Below are 22,007 nucleotides of genomic sequence, written 5' to 3'. Positions count from 1 at the left end.
CTCAGACCACCCCCCGCAGGTGGTCGACCAGGGCCGCACCACGGGCCCGGTTGACGACGGCCACCAGGTCGATCCGCACCCCGCCCGGCGGCGCCGGCGGCCAGTGCGGGTCCGTGGGCCCGGGGTCGTACCCGGGGCCGGCCAGCCGGGCGAAGTGGTCGGGCCAGCGCTCGGCCATCCAGCGCTCGGCCAGGCGCTGCAGCCGGGCGGCCTTGGCCTGGTCGATGGCCTCGGTGGGCTGCTGGAAGCCCCGCTCGGAGCGGGTCTTCACCTCGCAGACCGCGACGGTGTCGCCGTCGAGGGCGACGATGTCCAGCTCGCCCTCGGCACAGCGCCAGTTGCGGTCCAGTACGCGGAGCCCGGCCTCCGTCAGCCGACGGGCGGCGACCCGCTCCCCGTAGCGCCCGAGCCCGTTGTTGGTGCTGCGGCGCGGGCCCTGCCCGGGGCCGCCCGGTTCGGCCGCGTCGGGTGCGGCCCGGTCCTGCGTGATCGTGTTCTGCACGGTGACCACCTCCGCCGTGGAGGTTGCACCGCCGGGCACGACGGCACCACAGTTATCCGTTTCCCTGTGGATAACTCGACCCTGTGGATAACTTTTGTCACCCTCAGGAGTGAGACGCCCCGATCGTGCGGAATTCGGCTGGACAACCCGGGGCCGAGCGGTCCAACGTCAGTTCCCGAAGCCGGACTCGTCCGAGGGCAGCTCCAGATCGCTCTTCGCGAGTTCCTCGATGTTCACGTCCTTGAAGGTCAGCACCCGGACCTTGCGGACGAACCGGGCCGGCCGGTACATGTCCCAGACCCACGCATCCGCCATCGACACCTCGAAGAACACCTCGCCCTGGACCGAGTGCACCTGCAGCTCGTAGTCGTTGGTGAGGTAGAAACGTCGCTCGGTCTCGATCACGTACTTGAACAGGCCGACGACGTCCCGGTACTCCCGGTAGAGCTTGAGCTCCATCTCGGTCTCGTACTTCTCGAGATCTTCGGCACTCATCCAGGCGTCCCCTCAACTTGTCAGTCCACCCATTGTGGACCACCGCACCCACGCTCAGAGCCGTACCGGAGCGACCGGCGGGCCCTCGGCCAGCAGTCGTTCCAGGAAATCCGCCAGTCCGACCGGATAGACCGTCTCGGCGGTCCCCCGCAGCTCCTCGACCGTCCACCAGCGCGCCGCGAGCAGTTGCGCGTGCTCCTCCTCCCCCGTCCCCGAGTGGTCGACGACCGTATCCGCGGTCCGGGCGAGGTGGAACCACTGGTCCTGCTCGTAGCGCTGCCCCCGAAAGGAGAACGACACCGTGCCGTACGCCACCAAGGGCCCCAGGTCGACGCCCCGCAGGCCGGTCTCCTCCGCGAGTTCCCGCGCGGCCGCCTCCCGCACGTCCTCGCCCGGCTCCAAGCCGCCCCCGGGCGTGATCCACCACGTCTCCCCCGGTGTCGCCGGGTCGGCGCCCAGGAAGAGGAGGATGCGGTCCTGCCCGTCCAGCAGCAGGATCCGGACCGCCTTGCGGCGTTGTGCCGTCATGGCAGCGCTCCACGCTCCCTCCGTTCGCATCGGTGGCGTTACCGATCCTGCCACCCGGCGCGGGCGTCCGGGGCGATGTTCGCCAGAGCGGCCCGGCCGGCGGCGGCCGTGCTCAGGAGCCGCTCCCCCGGCGGAACCGGCGAGCCAGGCCCGCCACCCCGCCCGCCGCCGAGACCACGACGATCAGCGCCGCGCCCGCGACGGTCGCGTAGGCGGCGGGCTGCAGCGGGCCCGGCTCGCCGGCCGCGGGCCCCTTCAGGGCGTCGAAGGCCGTGCTCCGGCCGAGCTCCCCCGTCCGGCCGAACGGCAGCACGGTGGCCTCGACCCTGGCCTCCACCGCGCCGGCCGGGACGGTACCGCCGTCGACCTCCAGGTGGGTGCGGGAGTCGAGCGAGCCCAGCCGGTTGTCGCCGAGCAGGAACAGCCGGCCCGGCGGAACCGTCACACTGAACGATTCGCCCTGCAGGCCCTTCGCCGCGAGGTACGGCTCCTCCACCGGCTGTCCGTCGACGGTCAGCCGATGCTCCGCCCCGGTGGTCGCCACGGTGTCCCCGCCGACGGCGACGACCCGCTTGACCATGAGCTCGCCGCCCCAGTCCTGGTCCCGGAAGACCACCACGTCGCCCCGTCCGACGGCGCCGCCGCCGATCTTCCGGGCGAGGACGGTGTCCCCGATCTGGAGCGTGGGGGACATGGAGGCGGTCGGGATCTTGTACGGCCGGTAGTCGATCGCGATGAGGGCGAACCCGCCGATCATCAGCACCAGCCCGAGCGCGATCGCCACGCCCTGCAGCACCGCGGCGGGCCGGCGCCGCGGACGGGCCGCCGAGGTCGGGCGGTCGGCCGTCTGCTCCACGACACTGCTCATCGACACCGTCCACCTCTGGCCGACCGGAGAACACCACTGGCACGCCGGAGGCCCCGGCGGAAATGCCGACGGGCCGTGGCACGTCCGAGCAGATTACTCGTCGGTACCACGGCCCGCGCAAGGCCTGCGGACAACCTGGTGGAGCTCAGGAATCCTTCCGGCGGTCCATCCGGCCCCGAGCCCGGCGCACCAGCGGGAGCACCGCGACCGCACCCACCGCGCCGACCGCGGGAGGCACGACCGGCGCGGCCGCCGACAGGCCCTTCTGGTCGAAGGTGCTCGGCACCGGGAGGGTCGCCCAGTGGCTGATCGGCCAGGCCACCACGAAGGCACGCCCGATCACGTTGTCCACCGGCACGGTGCCACCGCCCGGCTGGTCCATGTGGAACCGGGAGTCCAGCGAGTCGGCGCGGTGGTCGCCCATCACCCAGAGCCGGCCCTTGGGCACCTTGACCGGACCGAACGGGTGGTCGCCGCAGGGGGTGTTGCCCGGGTAGACGTACGGCTCGTTGAGCGCGACGCCGTTGACCTTGACCGGGCCCTCGCCCTCGCACTCGACGGTGTCCCCGCCGACCCCGATGACCCGCTTGATCAGGTCCTTCTCGTTGGCCGAGGGCATCAGACCGACGAAGCTCAGCACGTCCTGGACGCCCCGGACGAAGGAGTTGGAGCTCTGCTGGGTGGGCTCGTCGTTCAGCCAGCCGCCCGGGTCGTGGAACACCACCACGTCGCCCCGCTCGGGCTCCGCACCGAACCAGGGGGTCAGCTTGTCCACCAGGACGCGGTCCCCGACCTGCAACGTGTTCTGCATCGACTCCGACGGAATGGAGAAGGCCTGGACGAAGAAGGTCTTGATCACCAGTGCCAGGACCAGCGCGATGCCGACCAGGATCGGCAGTTCCTTCCAGAAGGAACGCTGCTTGCGCTGCTTGCCGGGGGTCTCCGACTCCGGCTGGTCCGTCGACTCGGACCCCGGTCGACCGGACTCCGGAGAGCTCCCCGCGGAGTCCTCCGGCTCATCGCCCTGGCCGTCGGCGGTCTGGGCCGCGGCGTCCTCGACCGAGGCCGAGGACGCACCGGAATCAGCGGACCGGGCCGCTCGACCGCCGGAGCCCTCGGGCTCGCCGGCACCGGAGCGGGCGCCGATCACCACATCCCCCACAACGTCTCCTCCCTGCTGTGCGGACGCCTGCGCGTCCGCGCTCAAAGTGCCGCACAGCGGGCACCACGCTCACCGCGACCGTGAACAAGGGTCCGGGCCGCCCACCCGGGGCTCCCGTGACTCCGGCACAGCCCCGGCGCACGACCGGGGCCGATCCCCGGCCGCACCTGCACTTCTCTATCACTCCAAGGCATCCGGCTCGTGGTCCCACGCGCGCGGCCCGGCGACCGACGGCCGACCCGGCTCACTTCGGTGGCCGGCCGGGCCGACGAACGGCGATCGGAAGGATGCCCAACACACCCATAACGAGCGGAGGTTCCATCGGAACCGGCCCAACAGCCACCGATTCCGGCGCAGTTCCGTCCGCCCGCGGAGCCCGTGCCAGGGAGGAGAGTGAACCCGGGGCGTCGAGTTGATGGAAGCGGTCCAGCGGCCAGGCGATCGCGAACGCCCGGCCGACCACACCGCTCAGCGGGATGGTGCCCTGCCCCGGATTCCCCATGTGGAAGCGGGAGTCGGCGGACACGTCCCGGTGGTCGCCCATGACCCAGAGCCGGCCCTGCGGGACCTTCACCTTGAACGGCCGCTGGGACGGCGGGTTGCCCGGGGCGAGGTAGGAGGACTCGTCCACCGGCGTGCCGTTGACGCTCAGCCGGCCCTGCGCGTCGCAGCACTCCACGGTGTCCCCGCCGACGCCGATCACCCGCTTGATCAGGTCCTGCTCGCTGTCGGACGGCAGCAGCCCGACGAAGGTGAGGACGTCCTTGGCCGCCCCCAGCACCGGACCGTCGTCGGACGGCTTGTGGTCGCTCTCCAGCCAGCCGCCCGGATCCTTGAACACCACCACGTCGCCGCGCTGCGGCTCGCTGCCGAACCAGGGGGTCAGTTTGTCCACCAGCACCCGGTCCCCGACCTGGATGGTCTGCTCCATCGAGCCCGAGGGGATCACGAACACCTGGATCAGGAAGGTCTTCAGCACCAGCGCGACCAGCAGCGCCACCACGATGATCAGGGGGAACTCGCGCAGCAGTGAGCGCCGGCGGCGCCGGGCCGCCTTCCGGGCACTGCGGCGGCGCTCGGCCCGGCCGCGCGGCGGCCGGTCCGCGCCGGAACCGGCCGAATCGGCCCCGCCCGGCGCCCCCCTCCTGGACCGCCGGCCCGCGGGCACGTCGCCGACGGCTCCCCCGCCGCCCGGCTCCGGAGCCGGGCGGTCGGCCACCCGGCCCCTACCTCTGGTCCCCATGACCGCCCGTCCCCGCAGTCGCGGCGAAGGCCGCGGGCCGGTCCAGGCTCGTCCAGCGGGAGAACGGGTAGACCACCCAGTCCGCCCGGCCGATCACCCGGCGCTCGGGCACGAAGCCGCCCCCGGGCTCACCGAGGTGGTCGCGGGAGTCGCGGGAGGCGCTGCGGTGGTCACCCATCACCCACAGCTTCCCGGCCGGCACGACCACGTCGAAGGCCACGCTCGACGGCTGGTCGCCCGGGGCGAGGTAGGAGGACTCGTCCACCGGCACGCCGTTGACGGTGATCCGCCCGCCGGGGCCGGTGCTGGTCACCCGGTCCCCGCCCACGCCGATCACCCGCTTGACGTAGACCGTGTTCCCGGCCGGGACCAGCCCGAGGTCGCGGCCGAGCGAGCGCAGCCCGTCCCAGACGTCGGCCGGTCCGGTCGGCTCCGGGAGGAAGGAGCCCGTCCCGTCGAACACCACGACGTCGCCCCGCCGGGGGTGGCCGCCGAACGCGTAGGCGAGCTGGTTGGCGATCAGCCGGTCGCCGGGGCGGAGGGTGTCCTCCATCGACCCGGACGGCACCGAGTATGGCCGGGCGACGAAGGCGTTCACCAGCAGCAGCGCCAGCAGGCAGATCCCCGCGAGCAGCAGCAGGTCCCGCGAGCGCGAGTGGCCTTCGTCCTCGCCCTCCGGCGCGCCCTCCGCATCGCCCTCAGAGGCGTCCTCGGAGACACCCTGGGACGCGTCGTCGAGCGCGCCCTCCGCATCGCCCTCGGGCCCGTGCGCCGCTGCCGCCGAGGTGGCGCCGCCCCGCGTCACACGGTCCTGAGCCGCACCGCCCCGCGTCACACGGTCCTGAGCCGCACCGCCCCGCGTCACACGGTCCTGAGCCGCACCGCCCCGCGTCACACGGTCCTGAGCCGCGCCCTCCGACGCCCGCCGGTCCACCGTCGGACCGTCCGGTACGGCACCGCCCGCCGCCTCCGCGGAAACGACCGCGGACCGCGACAGCAGGTCCGCACCGGTGGGTGCGGGACTGCCGTCGCGGTCCGCGGGTGGTTCGTGCGTGCTCATCGGGGGGTGAGCTTACCTTGCGGCAGCCCGGCCCCCCAGAGCGATCCGATCCCCCGGCGACGCCGGGGGCCGGTGGATCAGCGGTCGCGCTTCTCCTTGATCTTCGCGGCCTTGCCGCGGAGGTCACGCAGGTAGTACAGCTTGGCGCGGCGAACCGCACCGCGGGTCACGACCTCGATCTTCTCGACGACCGGGGTGTGCACCGGGAAGGTGCGCTCCACGCCGACGTTGAAGCTGACCTTGCGAACGGTGAAGGTCTCACCGATGCCGGCGCCGTGGCGGCGGATGACGACGCCCTGGAAGACCTGGACACGGGAGCGGTTGCCCTCGATGACCCGGACGTGGACCTTCAGGGTGTCACCGGCGCGGAAGGCCGGGATGTCGCTACGCAGCGAGGCCGCGTCGACAGCAGCGAGCTTGTTGCTCATGTTGCTCTCCATCGCAGGCGCCACGGGCCGCCCACGGAAGTTCGTCACAATGGGGTGAGCTGCGGGCCGCATCGGCTGACGACGATCCCCCCGTGGCGGGGGCGCCGGTCCACGTGAGCCCTACGGGAGGGATCCAGCGACAGACAGCAGCGGCCTATTCTTCCACACCGGCGGCCGTGGACCGAAATCGGCCGAGCTCCTCGTCCCAGGCCAGACCGAGGATGCTCAGCGCCTCCCGGTCCTTCTTGTCGAAGGAGCCGTGGCGCCAGCGCTCGACCAGGTCGGGGCGGTTCGCGAGGGTGCGGGCGAAGGCTTGCTCCCGCCGCCAGCGGGCGATCCGGCCGTGGTTGCCGCTGAGCAGCACGTCCGGCACGGTGCGCCCGCGCCATTCGGCGGGCTTGGTGTAGACCGGGCCCTCCAGCAGGTCGGCCATCGCACCGGGCGCGAAGGAGTCGTCGCGGTGGGACTCCGCGTTGCCGAGCACGCCGGGGAGCAGCCGGGCGATCGCCTCGACCATCACCAGGACGGCGACCTCGCCGCCAGCCAGCACGTAGTCGCCGATGGAGGCCTCGACCACCGGCATCCGGGTGGCCGCCTCCTCGATCACCCGCCGGTCGATGCCCTCGTACCGGGCGGGGGTGAACGCCAGCCAGGGGCGGCCCGCCAGTTCCTGGGCCAGCTCCTGGGTGAACGGCCGGCCGCTCGGGGTGGGCACCACCAGGGTCGGAAGCAGGCCCTCGGGCCCGCCGGCGACCACGGCGTCCAGCGCCTCGCCCCACGGCTCGGGCTTCATCACCATGCCGGGGCCGCCGCCGTACGGGCTGTCGTCCACGGTCCGGTGCACGTCGTGGGTCCACTCGCGCAGGTCGTGGACGTGCACGTCCAGCTGGCCGCGGGCACGGGCCTTGCCGACCAGGGAGATGTTCAGCGGTTCCAGGTACTCGGGGAAGATCGAGACGACGTCGATCCGCATCCCGCTCTGCACCACGGACGCGGGCGCCCCGGAGGCCCGCTCGGCCACCGCAGCCGACTCGGTCGCCCCGGCCGGCGTACCGGGCTCGAGGCCCTCGAGCGAGGTCACTTCGCTCCCTCCGCGCCCTCGTCCTCGGCGACGGAGTCGTCCCGGTCGACCTCGGCCTGCTCGGGGTCGATCAGCCCGCCCGGCGGGGTGATCACGGCGCGCTGGTTCTCCAGGTCGATGGTCGGCACGATCTGGGTGACGAAGGGCACCAGCACCTCCGTCCCGTCGGGCTTCTTCACCGTGAGCAGGTCCTGGTAGGGCAGGTGGACGACCTCGGTCAGCTCACCGACCAGGGTGCCGTCGAGCAGCACCACGTCCAGGCCGATCAGCTGGTGGTCGTAGTACTCCTCCGGATCGTCCGGGCGCTCCTCCGGGTCGACCTCGGCGATGAGCACGGTGCCCCGCAGCGCCTCCGCCGCGTTGCGGTCCTTCACTCCGGCGAAGCGCAGCAGCAGCCGACCGCTGTGCACCTTGCCGGACTCGACGGTCAGCGGGCCCGCCGACGCGGGGTCGGTGAGCAGGACGGCACCGGGGCCGAGCCGGAGCTCCGGCTCGTCGGTGCGGACCTCGACACTGACGTCCCCCCTGATGCCGTGGGCGCGGCCGATCTTGCCGACGACGAGCTGCACGGTGATCGTTCTCCTGGAGTTCCTGAGCGGGACGGGATGCGGGAAGTGCGGGAGTGCCGGTGGCGCCGGGCCCCGGCACCTCTAGTGGTGCCGGCACTGCCGGTTGTGCCGGCACTGCCGGTTGTGCCGGCACTGCCGGTTGTGCCGGCACTGCCCGTGCTGCCGGCGCTGCGCGCGGCTGCCGGCACTGCGGGTCGGTGCCGGTCCTGCGACCGGCACGGGGAATGCGAAAGGCCGGCCGGGACGACGTGCGTCCCGACCGGCCTCACAAGCCCTGACTGCTGAACGAGCAGCGTCAGCGGATGTTGTCCACGTCGACCAGGTCGACCCGGACGTTGCGACCGCCGAGGGCGCCGACCACGGTGCGCAGAGCGCGCGCCGTGCGGCCGCCCCGGCCGATCACCTTGCCGAGGTCATCGGGGTGCACTCGCACCTCGATGGTGTTGCCCCGACGCAGGTTGCGCGAACGCACCTGCACCTCGTCGGGGTGCTCGACGATGCCCTTCACCAGGTGGTCGAGGGCGTCCTCGATCACGCTCAGGCCTCGGCGGCGGCGTCGGCCTCAGCCTCGACCTTGTCCGACTTCTTGGCCTTCGGGGTGATGGCGACACCGGTGGTGGCGTCCTCGAAGCCGGCGACGGCCTTCGCGAACAGGTGCGAGAAGTCCTGGACCTTCGGCTCCGCGACCTTGAGCGGCGCGGGGGCCGGCAGGCCCTTGTACTTCTGCCAGTCGCCGGTCAGCTTCAGGATGGCGAGCACGGGCTCGGTCGGCTGGGCGCCGACGGACAGCCAGTACTGGGCGCGGTCGCTGTCGACCTCGATCTTCGAGGGGTTGTAGGTCGGCTGGTAGATGCCGATCTCCTCGATGGCGCGACCGTCACGCTTGGTGCGCGAGTCGGCGACGACGATGCGGTAGTGCGGGGAGCGAATCTTGCCGAGACGCTTCAGCTTGATCTTGACTGCCACGGGAGTGGATTCTCCTGGTGTTGACGTGGGTGAGCGGCCTCGCCGTCGCGTGGGGTTGCGAGGTGGACCGTTCAAGGGACACGCCAGCCGTAGGAGAGAGGGGTCCTGACCCGGCTGCCGAGTACTCAGCTGTCCATTCTGCCATACCGGCGCGAACCGCCTTCACCCGGCCGCCCGGGGGCGCTCCCCGCGGCCCCTCGGACCCGCTCGCGAGGCTCGACCGGGAGCCCCCGCTCCCGGTCAGCCCACACGCTCACCGATGTCCTGCTCGTTCCGGCCGGACCCGCTGCCCGCACAGCTGCCAACCGGACTTCCCCGTCTTCCGATGTTCCGTTCCCGCGACCCCGTGACCCGTGGTCCCGGTGAACCGGCGAACCGGCAGAGCGAGTGGTTACGCGATCTTGAACGGTTGCTGGCACGCGCCGCAGACGATGGACGCCTGCGCGAGCACCGACGGCACGACCCGGACGTTGCGACCGCAGCCGCAGACCGCCTTGACCCGGACGCCGCCCCCGGAGGAGCCGTGCCGGGCCGCAGGGCCGCGGAAGGCGCGCGTGGCGCCGTCTCCGGCCACCGCCTCCTGGTGCGCGCCGAGGGCGCGGTCCAGGCGTTCGATGGTGTCCGCGTAGCGCTCCTGCGTCTCCTTGAGCATGGTCACCTGGGAGAAGCCGCTGCTGGCGTGCGGCTCGACCGGGTGGGCCAGACCGAGCTCGGAGGCGAGCATCAGGAAGCGCCGGTTGTGGTAGCGGCCGGCCCGCGAGGTGTCCCGGATGTCCCGGGCCGCGGCCAGACCGTGGGCAGCCTCGTGGAGGAGCCGCTCGAAACCGAGCCGCGTGCCACAGGCCGAGGAGGATTCGCCGATCAGGGCCTCGGGCGAGGCCAGGTCGGGGAGGTCCTGGTGGTAGGCCTGGATGTCACTCCAGGCGGCGGCCAGTTCGGCCGCGAGGACGAGGGGCTGTGTCGTGCTCACGCTAGACCAACGATGGAGTGCGAGCCGATGTTCCGCGTGTTCCCGTTCTCCGGGAATTCCCAGGGAACTCCCAGGAATGCATGGTCGCGCGCGAATTGCGCGTTCCGGATGCGGTGCAAGACCAACCCCCTGCCGGTTTCGGCCCCCCGCAGGTCGGTGGGCCTCGTGAATTCCGTCCGGGGGCGGGCTGTCGCACCCAGGACGTACGGCCCGTGGGCCCGTCGAGTTGACAGGGCCACGGGCCGTACACCGTACCGCTATTCCGTTAATACCGGCAGTTGACCGGCCAGTAGGGATGTCACCGGTTCGGCGACCCCGCGGAGAGTTACCGCATTCTTACCCATCCGCATTCCGGGCAAATGTCGCCGGGAACGGTCATTACCCGTCGGTAAGACGCATCAGTACGCGCGGGCGACGATCGCGATATTGCCGTCCTGGTCGTCCGCCTGCGGAACGGAGCCGTCGGCCGCGATGATGCAGCGCACCGAGACGCCCTGCTCGGCCAGCTTGGCCTCGCCCTCCGGACCGAGCTCGGCCCAGGAGATCCGGCCCCAGCCGGTGGCGGCGGCCTCGATGGCCTCGTCGATGGTCTTGACGTCCACCGTGCGGGCCTCGCGGCGCTCGCGGGACTGGCGCAGCAGCAGCGCCTGGTCCTCCTCCAGGACGCCCGGGAGCAGCGCGGCCAGGCCGTCGATGGAGACCGGCTCCTTGCCGCCCGGGATGCGGCGGGCCAGCATCGCGGTGCCGTTCTCCAGGTCGCGCGGGCCGACCTCGATGCGCAGCGGCACGCCCTTGAGCTCCCAGTCCACCGCACGGCGGCCGAACGGGGTGTCGGTGCGGTCGTCGACGACCACCCGGATGCCGGCGGCCTCCAGGGCGGCGCCGATCTCGCGCACCTTGGCGATGACCGCGTCGTCGCCCTTGATGGCGAGCACGACGGCCTGGACGGCGGCCAGGCGCGGCGGGACCCGCAGGCCGTTGTCGTCGCCGTGGGACATGATCAGGCCGCCGACCATGCGGGTCGAGACGCCCCAGGAGGTCTGCCAGACGTGCTCGCGCTCGGCGCCCTGCAGCTGGTACGTGGTGTTGAACGCCTTGGCGAAGTTCTGGCCCAGCTCGTGGCTGGTGCCCATCTGCAGCGCCTTGCCGTCGCCCATCATGCCCTCGAGGGTGAGGGTGTTGATGGCGCCGGCGAAGCGCTCCTTGGCGGTCTTGCGGCCGAGCACGACGTCGATGCCGAGCACGTTGGTCATGAAGTCGCCGTAGACCTGGGTGTGGATCATCGACGCGTACTCGCGGGCGTCCTCGTACGTGGCGTGGGCGGTGTGGCCCTCCTGCCAGAGGAACTCGGTGGTGCGCAGGAAGACGCGCGGGCGGAGCTCCCAACGGACCACGTTGGCCCACTGGTTGATCAGCAGGGGCAGGTCGCGGTGGCTCTGCACCCACTTGGAGAAGTACTCGTTGATGATCGTCTCGGAGGTCGGCCGGACGACGACCGGCTCCTCCAGCTGCTTGCCGCCGCCGTGGGTGACGACCGCGAGCTCGGGGGCGAAGCCCTCGACGTGCTCGGCTTCCTTGGTCAGGTAGGACTGCGGGATGAACATCGGGAAGTAGGCGTTCTGCGCGCCGGCCTTCTTGATCCGCGCGTCCATCTCCTGCTGCATCCGCTCCCACAGGCCGTAGCCGTACGGTCGGATGACCATGGTGCCGCGCACCGGACCGTTGTCGGCCAGCTCGGCCTTGTTGATGAGGTCCTGGTACCAGCGCGGGAAGTCTTCCGCCTGAGGGGTGAGAACGGGTGCCTTAGCCATGGCCCGAATGGTACGGGGAGCGGCCCCCTGACTTCGAATCGGTATCACACCCGTGGCCGCCGCCCGCACGGCTCGTACGCCTCCCGGGGCCGCCCCGGGCTCCGCGCCGCGGGGCGCCGCCGAAGGGCCGGTGGGCGGTCCGGAGGCGCCCCGGAGGACGCCCCGGGGCGCGGCCCGGTGCACGGCCCGGACCGTGCGGCGCCCCCGCCGGGAGCAGGGGGCGCACGACCGCGACACGCGCGCACCACCCTGCACCCCTCTGGACGCCGGGCCCGACCCGCTGTTCGCTGGAGTGGGGCGGGACTTTGGGGGAGCCGTAGCAGGACACCGAAGGACCGGATGGGAGGCCGCGATGGCTTCAGCTCGGACGACCGGCACGACCGAACGACCAACAGGCGCACGACCACACCGCGCGCAGCACGGGACCGCCCGGCCCGCGCGGGCGCGCGACTGGGCGGAGATCCAGGAACGCATGCTGGTACCGCTCTACGAGGCGGTCTACGACCGGCTGGAGGTCGGCCCGGCGTCCAGCGTGCTGGGACTGGGCTGCCGGTCCGGACTGGCCCTGCTGCTCGCGGCCGGGAGGGGCGCCCAGGTCTCCGGCCAGGAGCCGCGGGACGAGCTGCGCGAGCTGGCCCGCGGCCGCCGGCTGCGGGTGTGCGCGGGGGCCCGGCCGACCGCCGCCGTCCCCCGCTCGGCCCATTCCCTGGTGACCGTCTTCGAGCAGTTGCCCGGCTGTGCCGAGCCGCGCCCGGTGGTGGCCGAGGCCGCCCGGTTGACCCTCCCGGGCGGACACGTGGTACTCGCCGCCTGGGGCCCGCCGGAGCGCTGCGCGAGCGCCCCGGTGCTGGACGTGGCGCGCCGGATGGCGGGCCGGACCACCGCCCGCGACCCGTTCGAGCTGAGCGCGCCCGGCGCGCTGGAGGACCTGCTGGCCCCGGCCGGCCTGCGCCCGGCCGGCAGCGGGCGGGTGAGCTGCCCGTTCGCCTACGCGGACCTGGACAGCGCGGTGCGCGGCCTGCTCTCCACGGGCCTGTTCGAGGCGGCCGAGGAGTTCTCCGGCGCCTCGCTGGTGGCCAAGGAGCTGGAGGAGGCGCTGCAGCCGTACCTGCGCGCCGACGGCTCGGTCCGGATGGAGAACGTCTTCCGCTACCTGATCGCCGAGCGCCCGCGCTGACGGGGAGGCGACGACGGGGACGCGACGGAGGGGACGCCGCGGCGGGGACGCGACCACGGCCGGGAGGTGGCGGGGACGGCGCCGACCGCGCCGACGAACGCCGGAAGGACCTCCGAGCCAGGCTGGAGCGGGCCGGACCGCCGGGACCCGCGGGACCACCGAGCCCGCCGGGACCGCCAGAACCACCGAGCCCGCCGGGACCGCCGAGCACCGAAACCGGGGGCGCCCGCCGTCATGGCGAGCGCCCCCGGCCGGCCGCCTCACGCCTGGTCGAGCGACTTCCCCCCGACGGGTTTGCGCGGCACCCCCGCCGCCCGGTACGCCGCCTCCTCGTCCAGCGTCTCCGCCTCCAGCAGCGCCGCCGCCAGCGCGTCCAGCCGGGGCCGCTGCTCGGTCAGCAGCCGGACCGCCTCCTCGTAGCACTCGGCGACGATCCGCCGGGCCTCCTCGTCGACCGCGTCGAGGGTGGTCGGCGCGGCGGACAGCCCGTAGGCCCCCTGCGGATCGGCGGGCACCGCGGTCAGCCGTCCGACCCGTTCGCTCATCCCCCAGCGGCCGGCCATCCCCCGGGCGATGTTGGTGACCTGTTCCAGATCGCTCTCCGCACCGGTGGTGACCACCCCGTAGACCACCTGCTCGGCCGCCATCCCGCCGAGCGCACCGATGATCCGGCCGCGCAGGTAGGGCTCGGTGTACGAGTAGCGGTCGTCCTCCGGGGTGGAGAGGGTGACGCCGAGCGCCCGGCCCCGCGGCACGATGGTGATCTTACGGACCGGGTCGGCGCCGGGCTGCAGCATGCCCAGCAGCGCGTGCCCGCTCTCGTGGTGGGCCGTCCGCTCGCGTTCCTCCCGGGGCATCACCAGCGGCCGGACGGCGCCCAGCTGGACCTTCTCCAGGGCGTCCGAGAGGTCCCGCTCGCCGACCGCGTCCTGCTGGCGCCGGACGGCCAGCAGGGCGGCCTCGTTGACCAGGTTGGCGAGTTCGGCGCCGGTCATCCCGGGGGTGGCCCTGGCCAGCCGGCCGAGGTCGGCGTCGCCGGACAGCGGGACGGTCCGGGCGTGGATGCCCAGGATCGCGGCGCGGCCGTCCCGGTCCGGCGGGCTGACGGTGATCCGCCGGTCGAACCGGCCGGGGCGCAGCAGCGCCGGGTCGAGCACGTCCGCCCGGTTGGTCGCGGCGATCACGATGACGCCCTCGGAGCCGGTGAAGCCGTCCATCTCGGTGAGGATCTGGTTGAGCGTCTGCTCGCGCTCGTCGTGCCCGCCCATGCCGCCGCCCGCGCCGCGCTGGCGCCCGATGGTGTCGATCTCGTCGATGAAGACGATCGCCGGGGCCACCTTGCGGGCCTCGGCGAACAGTTCGCGGACCCGACTGGCGCCGACCCCGACGATCATCTCGATGAACTCGGAGGCGGAGGCGGAGAAGAACGGCACGTCCGCCTCGCCGGCGACGGCCCGGGCGAGGAGCGTCTTGCCGGTCCCGGGCGGGCCGCTGAGCAGGACGCCGCGCGGCATCTTGGCGCCGAGCCTGCGGTACCGGTCCGGGTTCTTCAGGAAGTCGACCACCTCGGTGAGTTCGGCCTCCACCTCGTCGATGCCGGCCACGTCGGCGAAGGTGGTGCGCCTGCCCTGCTCGGCGCTGACCGGCTTGGGCGGGGCCTTGCGGCCGAGCGCGCCGGCGCCGAGGCCGCCGCCCATCCGGCGGGCGACCAGCACCCAGATGAGGATCAGCAGCACCATCGGGGCGAGCGAGAGCAGCAGGTTGGCGAGGAAGCTGCGCTGCGGGACCACCGGGGAGGTCGCGGTGACCTCGACGCCCTGCTTCTGGAGGGTGGTCCACAGGTCGTCGTTGGCGAAGGAGGGCCGCTGGGTGGCGAACTCCGTGTAGTCGCCCTCGCCGCCGTCGGGTTTGGGCCGGGCGCTCTTGAGGGTGCCCTCGATCGCGTCGCCCTTGGAGTAGATCTTGGTGATGTTGCCCTTGTTCAGCTGGTCGTTGAACTCGGTGTAGGAGATCGTGGTGGCGCCGCCGTTGCCGAAGAAGGACAGCAGCAGGTCGGAGACCAGGAACACCACGAGCGCGGTGAGGACGAGGCCCGTCCAGCCGCCGGGCATCCGGCGGCGGGGTGGTGACGGGGGCGGTGCGCCCTCGGACCGCCAGGGCTGGTCGGGGGTCTGGCGCGGCGGCACGGGTTCGGTCACCCGTCGGACGATACGGACCGCCGCTCGGGCGGGCCACGCGCAACGCCGCGCCGCGGACGCCCCCGGCCACCGCCCCCGGCGGCCGGCTACGCCCCGGTGCCCGGCCACTCCTCGGCGGTCAGCGCGAACCGCTCGTGGTCGCGCCACCCCCCGTTCAGGAACAGCATCCGCGGCGTGAAGCCCTCGTGCCGGAACCCCAGCCGCTCGGCCAGTGCGATCGAACGCGCGTTGCCCGGCTGCACGTTGATCTCCAGCCGGTGCAGCCCCAGCCCGCCGGCCGTTTGGGCGGCGAAGCAGCGGTCCAGGACCAGCCGCATGCCCTCGGTCATCCGCCCCGTCCCGGCGAACGGCAGGTACGAGTCGTAGCCCAGCGCGGCGTTGCAGAACCGGCCCATCACGATGTTGGCCACGTTGACCTTGCCGACCAGCCCGCCGCTCTCCCGGTCGACGACCAGGAAGGTGCGCAGGCCCGGCCCCTGGCGTTCCAGCAGCTCGGCCAGTCCGTCCGGCTCGACCGGGTTCCACCGCCCGATGTGGTCGGCGGAGCGCCGGACCGCCGCGGCGTACAGGTCCTTGTCCTCGCCCCGCGGGGCCCTGATCGTCACTCGCACGCCACCATCATCGGACATGCCGACGGCCCGCCGCCCGGGGTGTGCCGGGCGGCGGGCCGTCGGGAGGCGGACCGGGGCCTACAGCAGGTCCTTGAACTCCTTGGGCAGCTCGAAGTCGGCCGGGCCCTTGCCCGCGCCGAGGCCGAACGCGCCGCCGTCGGCCGGACCCTGGGCACCGCCCGGGCCGAGCGCGCGGCGCTCGGCGGCCGCGGCCTCCTCCTGCGCGCGCTTCAGCGGGTTGCCGCTCTTGCGCTTGCCCTTGGCCTGCGGGGCCTTCTTGGCGGACTTCTTGCCGCCGCCGCCCATGCCGGGGATCCCCGGCATGCCGGGCACGCCCTTGCCGGAGGCCATCGCGGACATCATCTTGCGGGCCTCGAAGAACCGCTCGACGAGGTTCTTCACCTCGCCGACCTGGACGCCGGAACCCTTGGCGATGCGGGCCCGGCGGGAGCCGTTGATCAGCTCCGGCTCGGCACGCTCGGTCGGGGTCATCGACTTGATGATCGCGCCGACCCGGTTGACGTCCTTGTCGTCGATGTTGTTGATCTGCTCGCGGATCTGGCCCATCCCGGGCAGCATCCCCAGCAGCTTGGAGATCGAGCCCATCTTCTGGACCTGCTCCAGCTGCGACAGGAAGTCGTCCAGGGTGAACGCCTTCGGGCCGCCGCGCAGCTTGGCGGCGATCTTCTCGGCCTCGGCCTGCGAGAAGGTCTGCTCGGCCTTTTCGATCAGCGAGAGGACGTCGCCCATCCCGAGGATGCGCGAGGCCATCCGGTCCGGGTGGAAGGCGTCGAAGTCGTCGACCTTCTCGCCGTTGGAGGCGAACATGATCTGCCGGCCGGTGACGTGCGCGACCGAGAGCGCGGCGCCGCCGCGGGCGTCGCCGTCGAGCTTGGAGAGCACCACACCGGTGAAGTCGACGCCCTCGAGGAAGGCCTGCGCGGTGGTGACCGCGTCCTGGCCGATCATCGCGTCGACGACGAACAGGACCTCGTCCGGGTTGACTGCGGCGCGGATGTCCGCGGCCTGCTGCATCAGCTCGGCGTCGATGCCGAGACGGCCGGCGGTGTCGACGACGACGACGTCGTACTGCTTCTGCTTGGCGTACTCGATCGAGTCCCTGGCCACCTGCACCGGGTCGCCGACGCCGTTGCCCGGCTGCGGGCCGTAGAAGGCCACGCCGGCGCGCTCGGCGACCACCTGGAGCTGGTTGACCGCGTTGGGGCGCTGGAGGTCGCAGGCCACCAGCAGCGGGGTGTGCTTCTGCTGCTTCAGCCAGTGGCCGAGCTTGCCCGCGAGGGTGGTCTTTCCGGCGCCCTGGAGGCCGGCGAGCATGATGACCGTCGGGCCGTTCTTGGCGAACCGCACCCGTCGGGTCTCGCCGCCGAGGATCGCGATGAGCTCCTCGTTGACGATCTTGATGATCTGCTGCGCCGGGTTCAGCGCGCCCGAGACCTCGACGCCGAGTGCCCGCTCCTTCACCTGCTTGATGAAGGCCCGCACGACCGGCAGCGCGACGTCCGCCTCCAGCAGTGCGATGCGGATCTCGCGGGCGGTGGCGTCGATGTCCGCCTCGCTCAGGCGGCCCTTGCCCCGGAGGTTCTTGAACGTCGCTGCGAGGCGATCGGAAAGGGTGTCGAACACGTCGTCGCGGGTCCTCTGCGGCATCGGTATCGGTACGGTCGTCGCCCCCCAGGGTATCCGGCCGCCCCGGGTGAGGTCTCCACCCCCGTGCCCGGGGGTCTCAACCCAGGGCCGCCCGGACCTCCGCGGCCACCTCCGCGGCCCGCCCGGCGGCCAGCGGACGGCCCTCCTCGTCGGTCAGGTAGAAGGAGTCCACGGCCTCCGCGCCCAGCGTCGAGACGTGCGCCGTGCGCACCCGGACGCCGGCCCCGTCGAGCGCCCGGCCGATCCGGTGCAGCAGCCCCGGGGCGTCGTGGGCGCGCACCTCCAGCACGGTCGCGGTGGCCGAGGCCACCGCGGGCGCCACCGCGACGAGCGGCGGCGGGGTGGGGATGCCCCGGCGGCGCGGGGCGGCGGCGTCCCGCTCGGCCAGTCGGCGCGCGACGTCCAGCGAGCCGTCCAGGGCCCGCCGCAGGTCGGCCCGGAGCCGGGCGGCCTCCGGCAGCTCGCCGAACTCGGCGGCCACCCGCCAGGACAGCAGCAGCACCGGGCCCGCGCCGATCGGGTCCAGCTCGCGCAGGCCCGCCGAGCGGACGGTGAGCCGGTGCAGCGCGAGCACCCCGGCGACGGTGCCCAGCAGCCCGGGCCGGTCCGGGACGGCCAGGGTCAGTTCGACGCCCATCGGCTCGGTGGCCGGGTCCGCCCCGTCGGACTGGGCCAGCAGCGACAGCGCGGGCCCCCCGGTCCGGGCGGCCTCGACCGCGAGCCGCTCCTGCTCTGCGGTCGGTGCGGCCTCCACGGGGGCGGTCGCGGCGCCGGCCAGCCGGGCGGCGGCCCGGGCCACCAGACCGTCCACCAGCGAGGCCCGCCAGGCGCTCCAGGCCGCCGGCCCGGTGGCGAGCGCGTCGGCCTCGGTGAGCGCGTGCAGCAGCTCCAGCTGCTGCGGGGTGCCGACCACCTTGGTGACCGCCTCGACGGTGGCCGGGTCGTCCGGGTCGCGCCGGGTCGCGGTGTCGACCAGGGTCAGGTGGTGGCGGACCAGCACCGCCAGGGTCTCGGTGTCCTCGGGGGCGAAGCCCATCCGGACGGCGACGTCGCGGACGATCACCTCGCCGGCCTCGCTGTGGTCGCCGGGCCAGCCCTTGCCGATGTCGTGCAGCAGCGCGGCGACCAGCAGGAGGTCCGGCCGGGCCACCCGGCGGGTCATCGCGGCCGCCCGCACCGCCGTCTCCACCAGGTGCCGGTCGACCGTCCAGCGGTGCACGGCGTTGCGCTGCGGACGGCAGCGCACCCGCTCCCAGTCCGGCAGCAACCGGGTGACCAGGCCCTCCGCCTCCAGCGCCTCCCAGACCGGGACGGCCGCCTCGCCCGCGCCCAGCAGGGTGACCAGCTGCTCGCGGGCCTCGTCCGGCCAGGGCGTCGGCAGCGGCCGGCACTCGGCGGCCAGCCGGCGCACCGTCGCGTACGAGACGGTGAGGCCGTTCTGGGCGGCGGCGGCCGCGGCGCGCAGCGGCAGCACCGGGTCGGCGGCCGGGCGGGCGCCCTGGGCCAGCACCGCCTCGCCGTCCTGCTCGACCACGCCCTCGGCGAGCGGGCGGCGCTCGACCGCGCCCCGGGCCACCGCGCCGGTGCCGCGCCCGGCGCCGGCGAAGCGGAAGGCCGACCGGGCGCTCCGGCGGCCCCGGCCGGAGCGGGCGGCGAGCACCCGGTCCACCGCCCGCCAGGTGACGTCGCTCGCGTAGGCGATGGTGCGGGCGGCCTCGTAGACCTCGCGCAGCAGGGTGTCGGCGTCGAGCACGCCGAGCCGTTCGGCGACCTGGTCCTGGTCCTGGAGGCTGAGCCGCTCGGTGGCCCGGCCGGTGGCCAGGTGCAGCGCGTCGCGGACGTCGGCGAGCCGCAGCGCGGCGGCGTCCAGACCGTCCCGGGGGGCGTCGGCGAGCCAGGTGGCGGCCACGGCGTCCAGGGCGACGACGTCGCGCAGACCGCCGCGGGCCTCCTTGAGGTCGGGCTCCAGCAGGAAGGAGAGCTCGCCGTGCCGCTCGGCCCGCTCACGGCAGAGTTCGCGCAGCTCGGGCAGGCGGGCGGGGGCGCTCGCGCGCCAGTCGGTCAGCACCACCGAGCGCAGGGTGGCGGTGAGCGCCTGGTCCCCGGCGAGGTGGCGGGCGTCCAGCAGGCCGAGCTGGGCCTTGAGGTCGGCGGCGGCCACCGCCCGGGCCTCGGCGACGGTGCGCACCGAGTGGTCGAGCGCGGAGCCCGAGTCCCAGACCGGGTACCAGATCCGCTCGGGCAGGTCGCGGGCGATCCGGCCGTCGTGCAGCAGCAGGACGTCGAGGTCGCTGCGCGGGGAGAGCTCGCCGCGCCCGTAGCCGCCGACCGCGACGAGTGCGACGCCGGGCGGCCGGCCGGCGGCGGTGAACAGGCCGGCCAGCCAGTCGTCGGTGAGCCGGGCGAGCGCGGTGCGGCGGGGGCGGCCGGACCGGCCGGGGTCGGCGAGCAGGGCGGCCCGGGCGGCGGCGTGGGAGGCGGCGTGGGCGGCGGTCCCGTCCCGGTCGTCGCCGGTCGGGGAGGGCGGGCTGGTCTCGGTGGTCATCGCGTGGTCCCGTCCGTCGTGCGGTTGAGCGGGTGGCGCCGGAGGGCCCGCGGGGCCGGGCGCCGATACGCCGCCGGCGGGCCTGCGCCCGGGTGGGGTCGCAGGCCCGCCCGCGGTGCGTGTCAGGGCCTTCGGGGGGAGTCGGGGCCGGGGCCCCGGAGGCGGTCCCGGAGCGGGCTCAGAGGGCGTCGGGGCCGCGCTCGCCGGTGCGGACCCGGACGGCGGTGTCGACCGGGATGCTCCACACCTTGCCGTCGCCGATCTTGCCGGTGCGGGCGGCCTTCACCAGGACGTCGATCAGGTCGTCGGCGTCCTCGTCCTCGACCAGCACCTCGATCCTGATCTTGGGCACGAGGTCGACGGTGTACTCGGCGCCCCGGTAGACCTCGGTGTGGCCGCGCTGGCGGCCGTAGCCGCTGGCCTCGGTGACGGTCAGGCCGTGGACCCCGAAGGCCTGCAGGGCGGCCTTCACCTCGTCCAGGCGGTACGGCTTGATCACGGCGGTGATGAGCTTCATCAGGCGTCGACCTCGGTCTTCTCGGCGGTCTTCTCGGCGGTCTTCGGGGACTTCTCGGCGGACTTCTCCGGGGGCTGCCCGGCGGACCCGGCCGCCGGCCCGTCACCGGAGCCCTCGACGGCCCTGGCGGCCTGAGCGGCCTGAGCGGCGCCGACCAGACCCGTGACGGCCCGGGCCAGGCCCCCGCCCACGGCGCTGAAATCGTAGGCCGACTCGGCGTGCTCGGCCTGGTCGATGCCGGCCACCTCGACCTCCTCGGCGACCCGGAAGCCGACCGTCCGGTCGACCGCCTTCGCCAGCAGCCAGGAGAGCACGAAGGAGTACGCGGCGACCACGGCCACGCCCATCGCCTGCTTGCCGAGCTGCCCGAGCCCGCCGCCGTAGAACAGGCCCTTGGCGGTCTGGCCGACACCGCCGGTGGCGAACAGGCCGATCAGCAGCGAGCCGATCGCGCCGCCCACCGCGTGCACGCCCACCACGTCGAGGGAGTCGTCGAAGCCGAGGCGGTACTTGAGGCTGACCGCGGCGGCGCAGACGGCCCCGGCGATCAGGCCGATCGCCACCGCGCCGAGCGGGCTGACCGAGCCGCAGGCCGGGGTGATCGCGACCAGACCGGCCACCGCGCCGGAGGCGGCGCCCAGCGTGGTGAACGCGCCGTGCTTGAACTTCTCGAAGACCAGCCAGCCGACCAGCGCGGCGCCGGTGGCCACCTGGGTGTTGACCAGCGCCATCGCGGCGACGCCGTTGGCGGCCAGCGCCGAGCCCGCGTTGAAGCCGAACCAGCCGAACCAGAGCAGTCCGGAGCCGAGCATCACCAGCGGCAGGCTGTGCGGGCGCATCGGGTCCTTCCTGAAGCCGACCCGCTTGCCGAGCACCAGGCAGAGCGCGAGGCCCGCGACGCCCGCGTTGATGTGGACGGCCGTCCCGCCGGCGAAGTCGATCACGCCGTTGCGGTCACCCAGCCAGCCGCCGTTGCCGCCGTCGAAGAAGAAGACCCAGTGCGCGACCGGGAAGTAGACGATGCTCACCCAGAGGGCGATGAACAGGCCCCAGGCGGCGAATCTCGCCCGGTCCGCGATGGCGCCGCTGATCAGCGCCGGGGTGATGATCGCGAACATCAGCTGGAAGGCGGAGAACGCGGTGACCGGAATGGTCCCGGTGAGGTCGTTCAGGCCGATGCCGCGCATCCCGATGAAGTCCAGGTTGCCGATCAGCCCGCCGAAGGAGTCCGGTCCGAAGCTGAGCGAGTACCCGTAGAGGACCCAGAGCACGCTGACGATGCCGAGCGAGAGGAAGCTCATCGCCAGCATGTTCAGTGTGCTCTTGGCCCGGACCATGCCCCCGTAGAAGAAGGCCAGGCCCGGGGTCATCACCATGACCAGGGCCGCACTGATGAGCACGAAGGCGGTGTCGCCCGCGCTGAAGCCGTCCGGCATCGGCGTCTCCTCTGCGTGAAAGCCGATCCACACCCGGGTTACCTGTCCCGTGCCACCCCGGGGTGTCGGCGATGCAGAGGAGCGTGCCGAAGGCTGGTTTCGGCCAGTGCGGCCCGTTGTTTCGCGGCCGTGACGCATGCGACGCGCGGGTTACACCTGCGTGAACCACGGC

General features: G+C 73.4%; 21 protein-coding genes. 1 reads left to right on the top strand and 20 read right to left on the bottom strand.

Translation table 11 applies throughout. The features are described from left to right. Nucleotide 1: 1 nt before the first annotated feature. From AB0N04_RS30465 to proS, 14 genes are all read right to left on the bottom strand, one after another. Nucleotides 2–502 carry a YraN family protein gene (locus tag AB0N04_RS30465; RefSeq protein ID WP_360217663.1) on the bottom strand — a complete coding sequence of 167 codons (501 nt, stop codon included), beginning with the start codon at nt 500–502 and terminating at the stop codon, nt 2–4. A 168-nt stretch (nt 503–670) separates the two neighbouring features. Beyond that, a complete protein-coding gene (locus tag AB0N04_RS30460; protein ID WP_030056781.1) occupies nt 671–997 on the bottom strand; it encodes a DUF2469 domain-containing protein in 327 nt (108 codons plus the stop codon). A gap of 54 nt (nt 998–1,051) precedes the next feature. Then, on the bottom strand, nt 1,052–1,525 hold the full coding sequence (locus AB0N04_RS30455) for an NUDIX domain-containing protein (RefSeq protein ID WP_360217666.1): 474 nt from the start codon (nt 1,523–1,525) through the stop codon (nt 1,052–1,054). A gap of 112 nt (nt 1,526–1,637) precedes the next feature. Continuing rightward, complete coding sequence (gene lepB / locus AB0N04_RS30450) at nt 1,638–2,393, bottom strand: signal peptidase I (RefSeq protein WP_360217669.1); 756 nt, start codon at nt 2,391–2,393, stop codon at nt 1,638–1,640. A gap of 145 nt (nt 2,394–2,538) precedes the next feature. Then, nucleotides 2,539–3,555 carry a signal peptidase I gene (gene lepB, locus AB0N04_RS30445; protein ID WP_360217672.1) on the bottom strand — a complete coding sequence of 339 codons (1,017 nt, stop codon included), beginning with the start codon at nt 3,553–3,555 and terminating at the stop codon, nt 2,539–2,541. A gap of 244 nt (nt 3,556–3,799) precedes the next feature. Beyond that, nucleotides 3,800–4,774, bottom strand: coding sequence for a signal peptidase I (gene lepB / locus AB0N04_RS30440; protein ID WP_360217675.1), 975 nt, complete (start codon nt 4,772–4,774; stop codon nt 3,800–3,802). Nucleotides 4,775–4,781: 7 nt separating this feature from the next. Then, on the bottom strand, nt 4,782–5,603 hold the full coding sequence (gene lepB / locus AB0N04_RS30435) for a signal peptidase I (RefSeq protein WP_360217678.1): 822 nt from the start codon (nt 5,601–5,603) through the stop codon (nt 4,782–4,784). Between the two features lie 332 nt (nt 5,604–5,935). Next, the gene (rplS, locus tag AB0N04_RS30430; RefSeq protein ID WP_030306736.1) at nt 5,936–6,286 is read right to left on the bottom strand and encodes a 50S ribosomal protein L19; all 351 of its coding nucleotides are present in this window, start codon (nt 6,284–6,286) and stop codon (nt 5,936–5,938) included. Nucleotides 6,287–6,440: 154 nt separating this feature from the next. After that, on the bottom strand, nt 6,441–7,259 hold the full coding sequence (trmD, locus tag AB0N04_RS30425) for a tRNA (guanosine(37)-N1)-methyltransferase TrmD (protein ID WP_360217705.1): 819 nt from the start codon (nt 7,257–7,259) through the stop codon (nt 6,441–6,443). A 104-nt stretch (nt 7,260–7,363) separates the two neighbouring features. Beyond that, nucleotides 7,364–7,936, bottom strand: a complete 573-nt coding sequence (gene rimM / locus AB0N04_RS30420) for a ribosome maturation factor RimM (RefSeq protein ID WP_360217681.1) — start codon at nt 7,934–7,936, stop codon at nt 7,364–7,366. Between the two features lie 295 nt (nt 7,937–8,231). Beyond that, nucleotides 8,232–8,471, bottom strand: a complete 240-nt coding sequence (locus AB0N04_RS30415; RefSeq protein WP_030056773.1) for an RNA-binding protein — start codon at nt 8,469–8,471, stop codon at nt 8,232–8,234. Nucleotides 8,472–8,473: 2 nt separating this feature from the next. Next, nucleotides 8,474–8,902: a 30S ribosomal protein S16 gene (gene rpsP, locus AB0N04_RS30410; RefSeq protein WP_360217684.1), complete on the bottom strand. Its 429-nt coding sequence runs from the start codon at nt 8,900–8,902 to the stop codon at nt 8,474–8,476. A gap of 391 nt (nt 8,903–9,293) precedes the next feature. Then, nucleotides 9,294–9,872 (bottom strand): hypothetical protein, encoded by a 579-nt coding sequence (locus AB0N04_RS30405; protein WP_359822362.1) that lies wholly within the window; start codon nt 9,870–9,872, stop codon nt 9,294–9,296. A 398-nt stretch (nt 9,873–10,270) separates the two neighbouring features. Beyond that, on the bottom strand, nt 10,271–11,683 hold the full coding sequence (gene proS, locus AB0N04_RS30400) for a proline--tRNA ligase (RefSeq protein WP_360217687.1): 1,413 nt from the start codon (nt 11,681–11,683) through the stop codon (nt 10,271–10,273). A 472-nt stretch (nt 11,684–12,155) separates the two neighbouring features. Here proS and AB0N04_RS30395 point away from each other — a divergent pair, with 472 nt between their 5' ends. Then, entirely contained in the window at nt 12,156–12,860 is a 705-nt protein-coding gene (locus AB0N04_RS30395) for a methyltransferase domain-containing protein (RefSeq protein WP_360217690.1), read from the top strand. Between the two features lie 260 nt (nt 12,861–13,120). Here AB0N04_RS30395 and ftsH read toward each other — a convergent pair whose 3' ends face one another. The 6 genes from ftsH to AB0N04_RS30365 form a co-directional block, all read right to left on the bottom strand. Beyond that, entirely contained in the window at nt 13,121–15,058 is a 1,938-nt protein-coding gene (gene ftsH / locus AB0N04_RS30390; RefSeq protein ID WP_360217693.1) for an ATP-dependent zinc metalloprotease FtsH, read from the bottom strand. 86 nt (nt 15,059–15,144) lie between these two features. After that, the gene (locus AB0N04_RS30385; RefSeq protein WP_360217696.1) at nt 15,145–15,687 is read right to left on the bottom strand and encodes a GNAT family protein; all 543 of its coding nucleotides are present in this window, start codon (nt 15,685–15,687) and stop codon (nt 15,145–15,147) included. A 60-nt stretch (nt 15,688–15,747) separates the two neighbouring features. Continuing rightward, nucleotides 15,748–17,313, bottom strand: coding sequence for a signal recognition particle protein (gene ffh, locus AB0N04_RS30380; protein ID WP_360220938.1), 1,566 nt, complete (start codon nt 17,311–17,313; stop codon nt 15,748–15,750). A gap of 100 nt (nt 17,314–17,413) precedes the next feature. Further along, on the bottom strand, nt 17,414–19,882 hold the full coding sequence (locus tag AB0N04_RS30375) for a [protein-PII] uridylyltransferase (protein WP_360220935.1): 2,469 nt from the start codon (nt 19,880–19,882) through the stop codon (nt 17,414–17,416). A 178-nt stretch (nt 19,883–20,060) separates the two neighbouring features. Then, nucleotides 20,061–20,399 carry a P-II family nitrogen regulator gene (locus AB0N04_RS30370; protein ID WP_270143771.1) on the bottom strand — a complete coding sequence of 113 codons (339 nt, stop codon included), beginning with the start codon at nt 20,397–20,399 and terminating at the stop codon, nt 20,061–20,063. Next, the gene (locus tag AB0N04_RS30365; protein ID WP_360220931.1) at nt 20,399–21,835 is read right to left on the bottom strand and encodes an ammonium transporter; all 1,437 of its coding nucleotides are present in this window, start codon (nt 21,833–21,835) and stop codon (nt 20,399–20,401) included. Before AB0N04_RS30365 ends, AB0N04_RS30370 begins: the two co-directional genes overlap by 1 nt. Between the last annotated feature and the right edge of the window lie 172 nt (nt 21,836–22,007).

The sequence above is a fragment of the Kitasatospora sp. NPDC051702 genome (genome assembly GCF_040681575.1).
GTDB lineage: Bacteria > Actinomycetota > Actinomycetes > Streptomycetales > Streptomycetaceae > Kitasatospora.
This window is presented reverse-complemented; position numbering and strand designations above follow the sequence as displayed.

Coding starts and splice junctions, on each gene's coding strand:
- proS (WP_360217687.1), bottom strand. CDS start 11,683: ATGGCTAAGGCACCCGTTCTCACCCCTCAGGCGGAAGACTTCCCGCGC.
- rplS (WP_030306736.1), bottom strand. CDS start 6,286: ATGAGCAACAAGCTCGCTGCTGTCGACGCGGCCTCGCTGCGTAGCGAC.
- AB0N04_RS30370 (WP_270143771.1), bottom strand. CDS start 20,399: ATGAAGCTCATCACCGCCGTGATCAAGCCGTACCGCCTGGACGAGGTG.
- AB0N04_RS30385 (WP_360217696.1), bottom strand. CDS start 15,687: ATGTCCGATGATGGTGGCGTGCGAGTGACGATCAGGGCCCCGCGGGGC.
- AB0N04_RS30375 (WP_360220935.1), bottom strand. CDS start 19,882: ATGACCACCGAGACCAGCCCGCCCTCCCCGACCGGCGACGACCGGGAC.
- AB0N04_RS30455 (WP_360217666.1), bottom strand. CDS start 1,525: ATGACGGCACAACGCCGCAAGGCGGTCCGGATCCTGCTGCTGGACGGG.
- AB0N04_RS30395 (WP_360217690.1), top strand. CDS start 12,156: ATGCTGGTACCGCTCTACGAGGCGGTCTACGACCGGCTGGAGGTCGGC.
- lepB (WP_360217669.1), bottom strand. CDS start 2,393: ATGAGCAGTGTCGTGGAGCAGACGGCCGACCGCCCGACCTCGGCGGCC.
- AB0N04_RS30365 (WP_360220931.1), bottom strand. CDS start 21,835: ATGCCGGACGGCTTCAGCGCGGGCGACACCGCCTTCGTGCTCATCAGT.
- AB0N04_RS30460 (WP_030056781.1), bottom strand. CDS start 997: ATGAGTGCCGAAGATCTCGAGAAGTACGAGACCGAGATGGAGCTCAAG.
- trmD (WP_360217705.1), bottom strand. CDS start 7,259: ATGCGGATCGACGTCGTCTCGATCTTCCCCGAGTACCTGGAACCGCTG.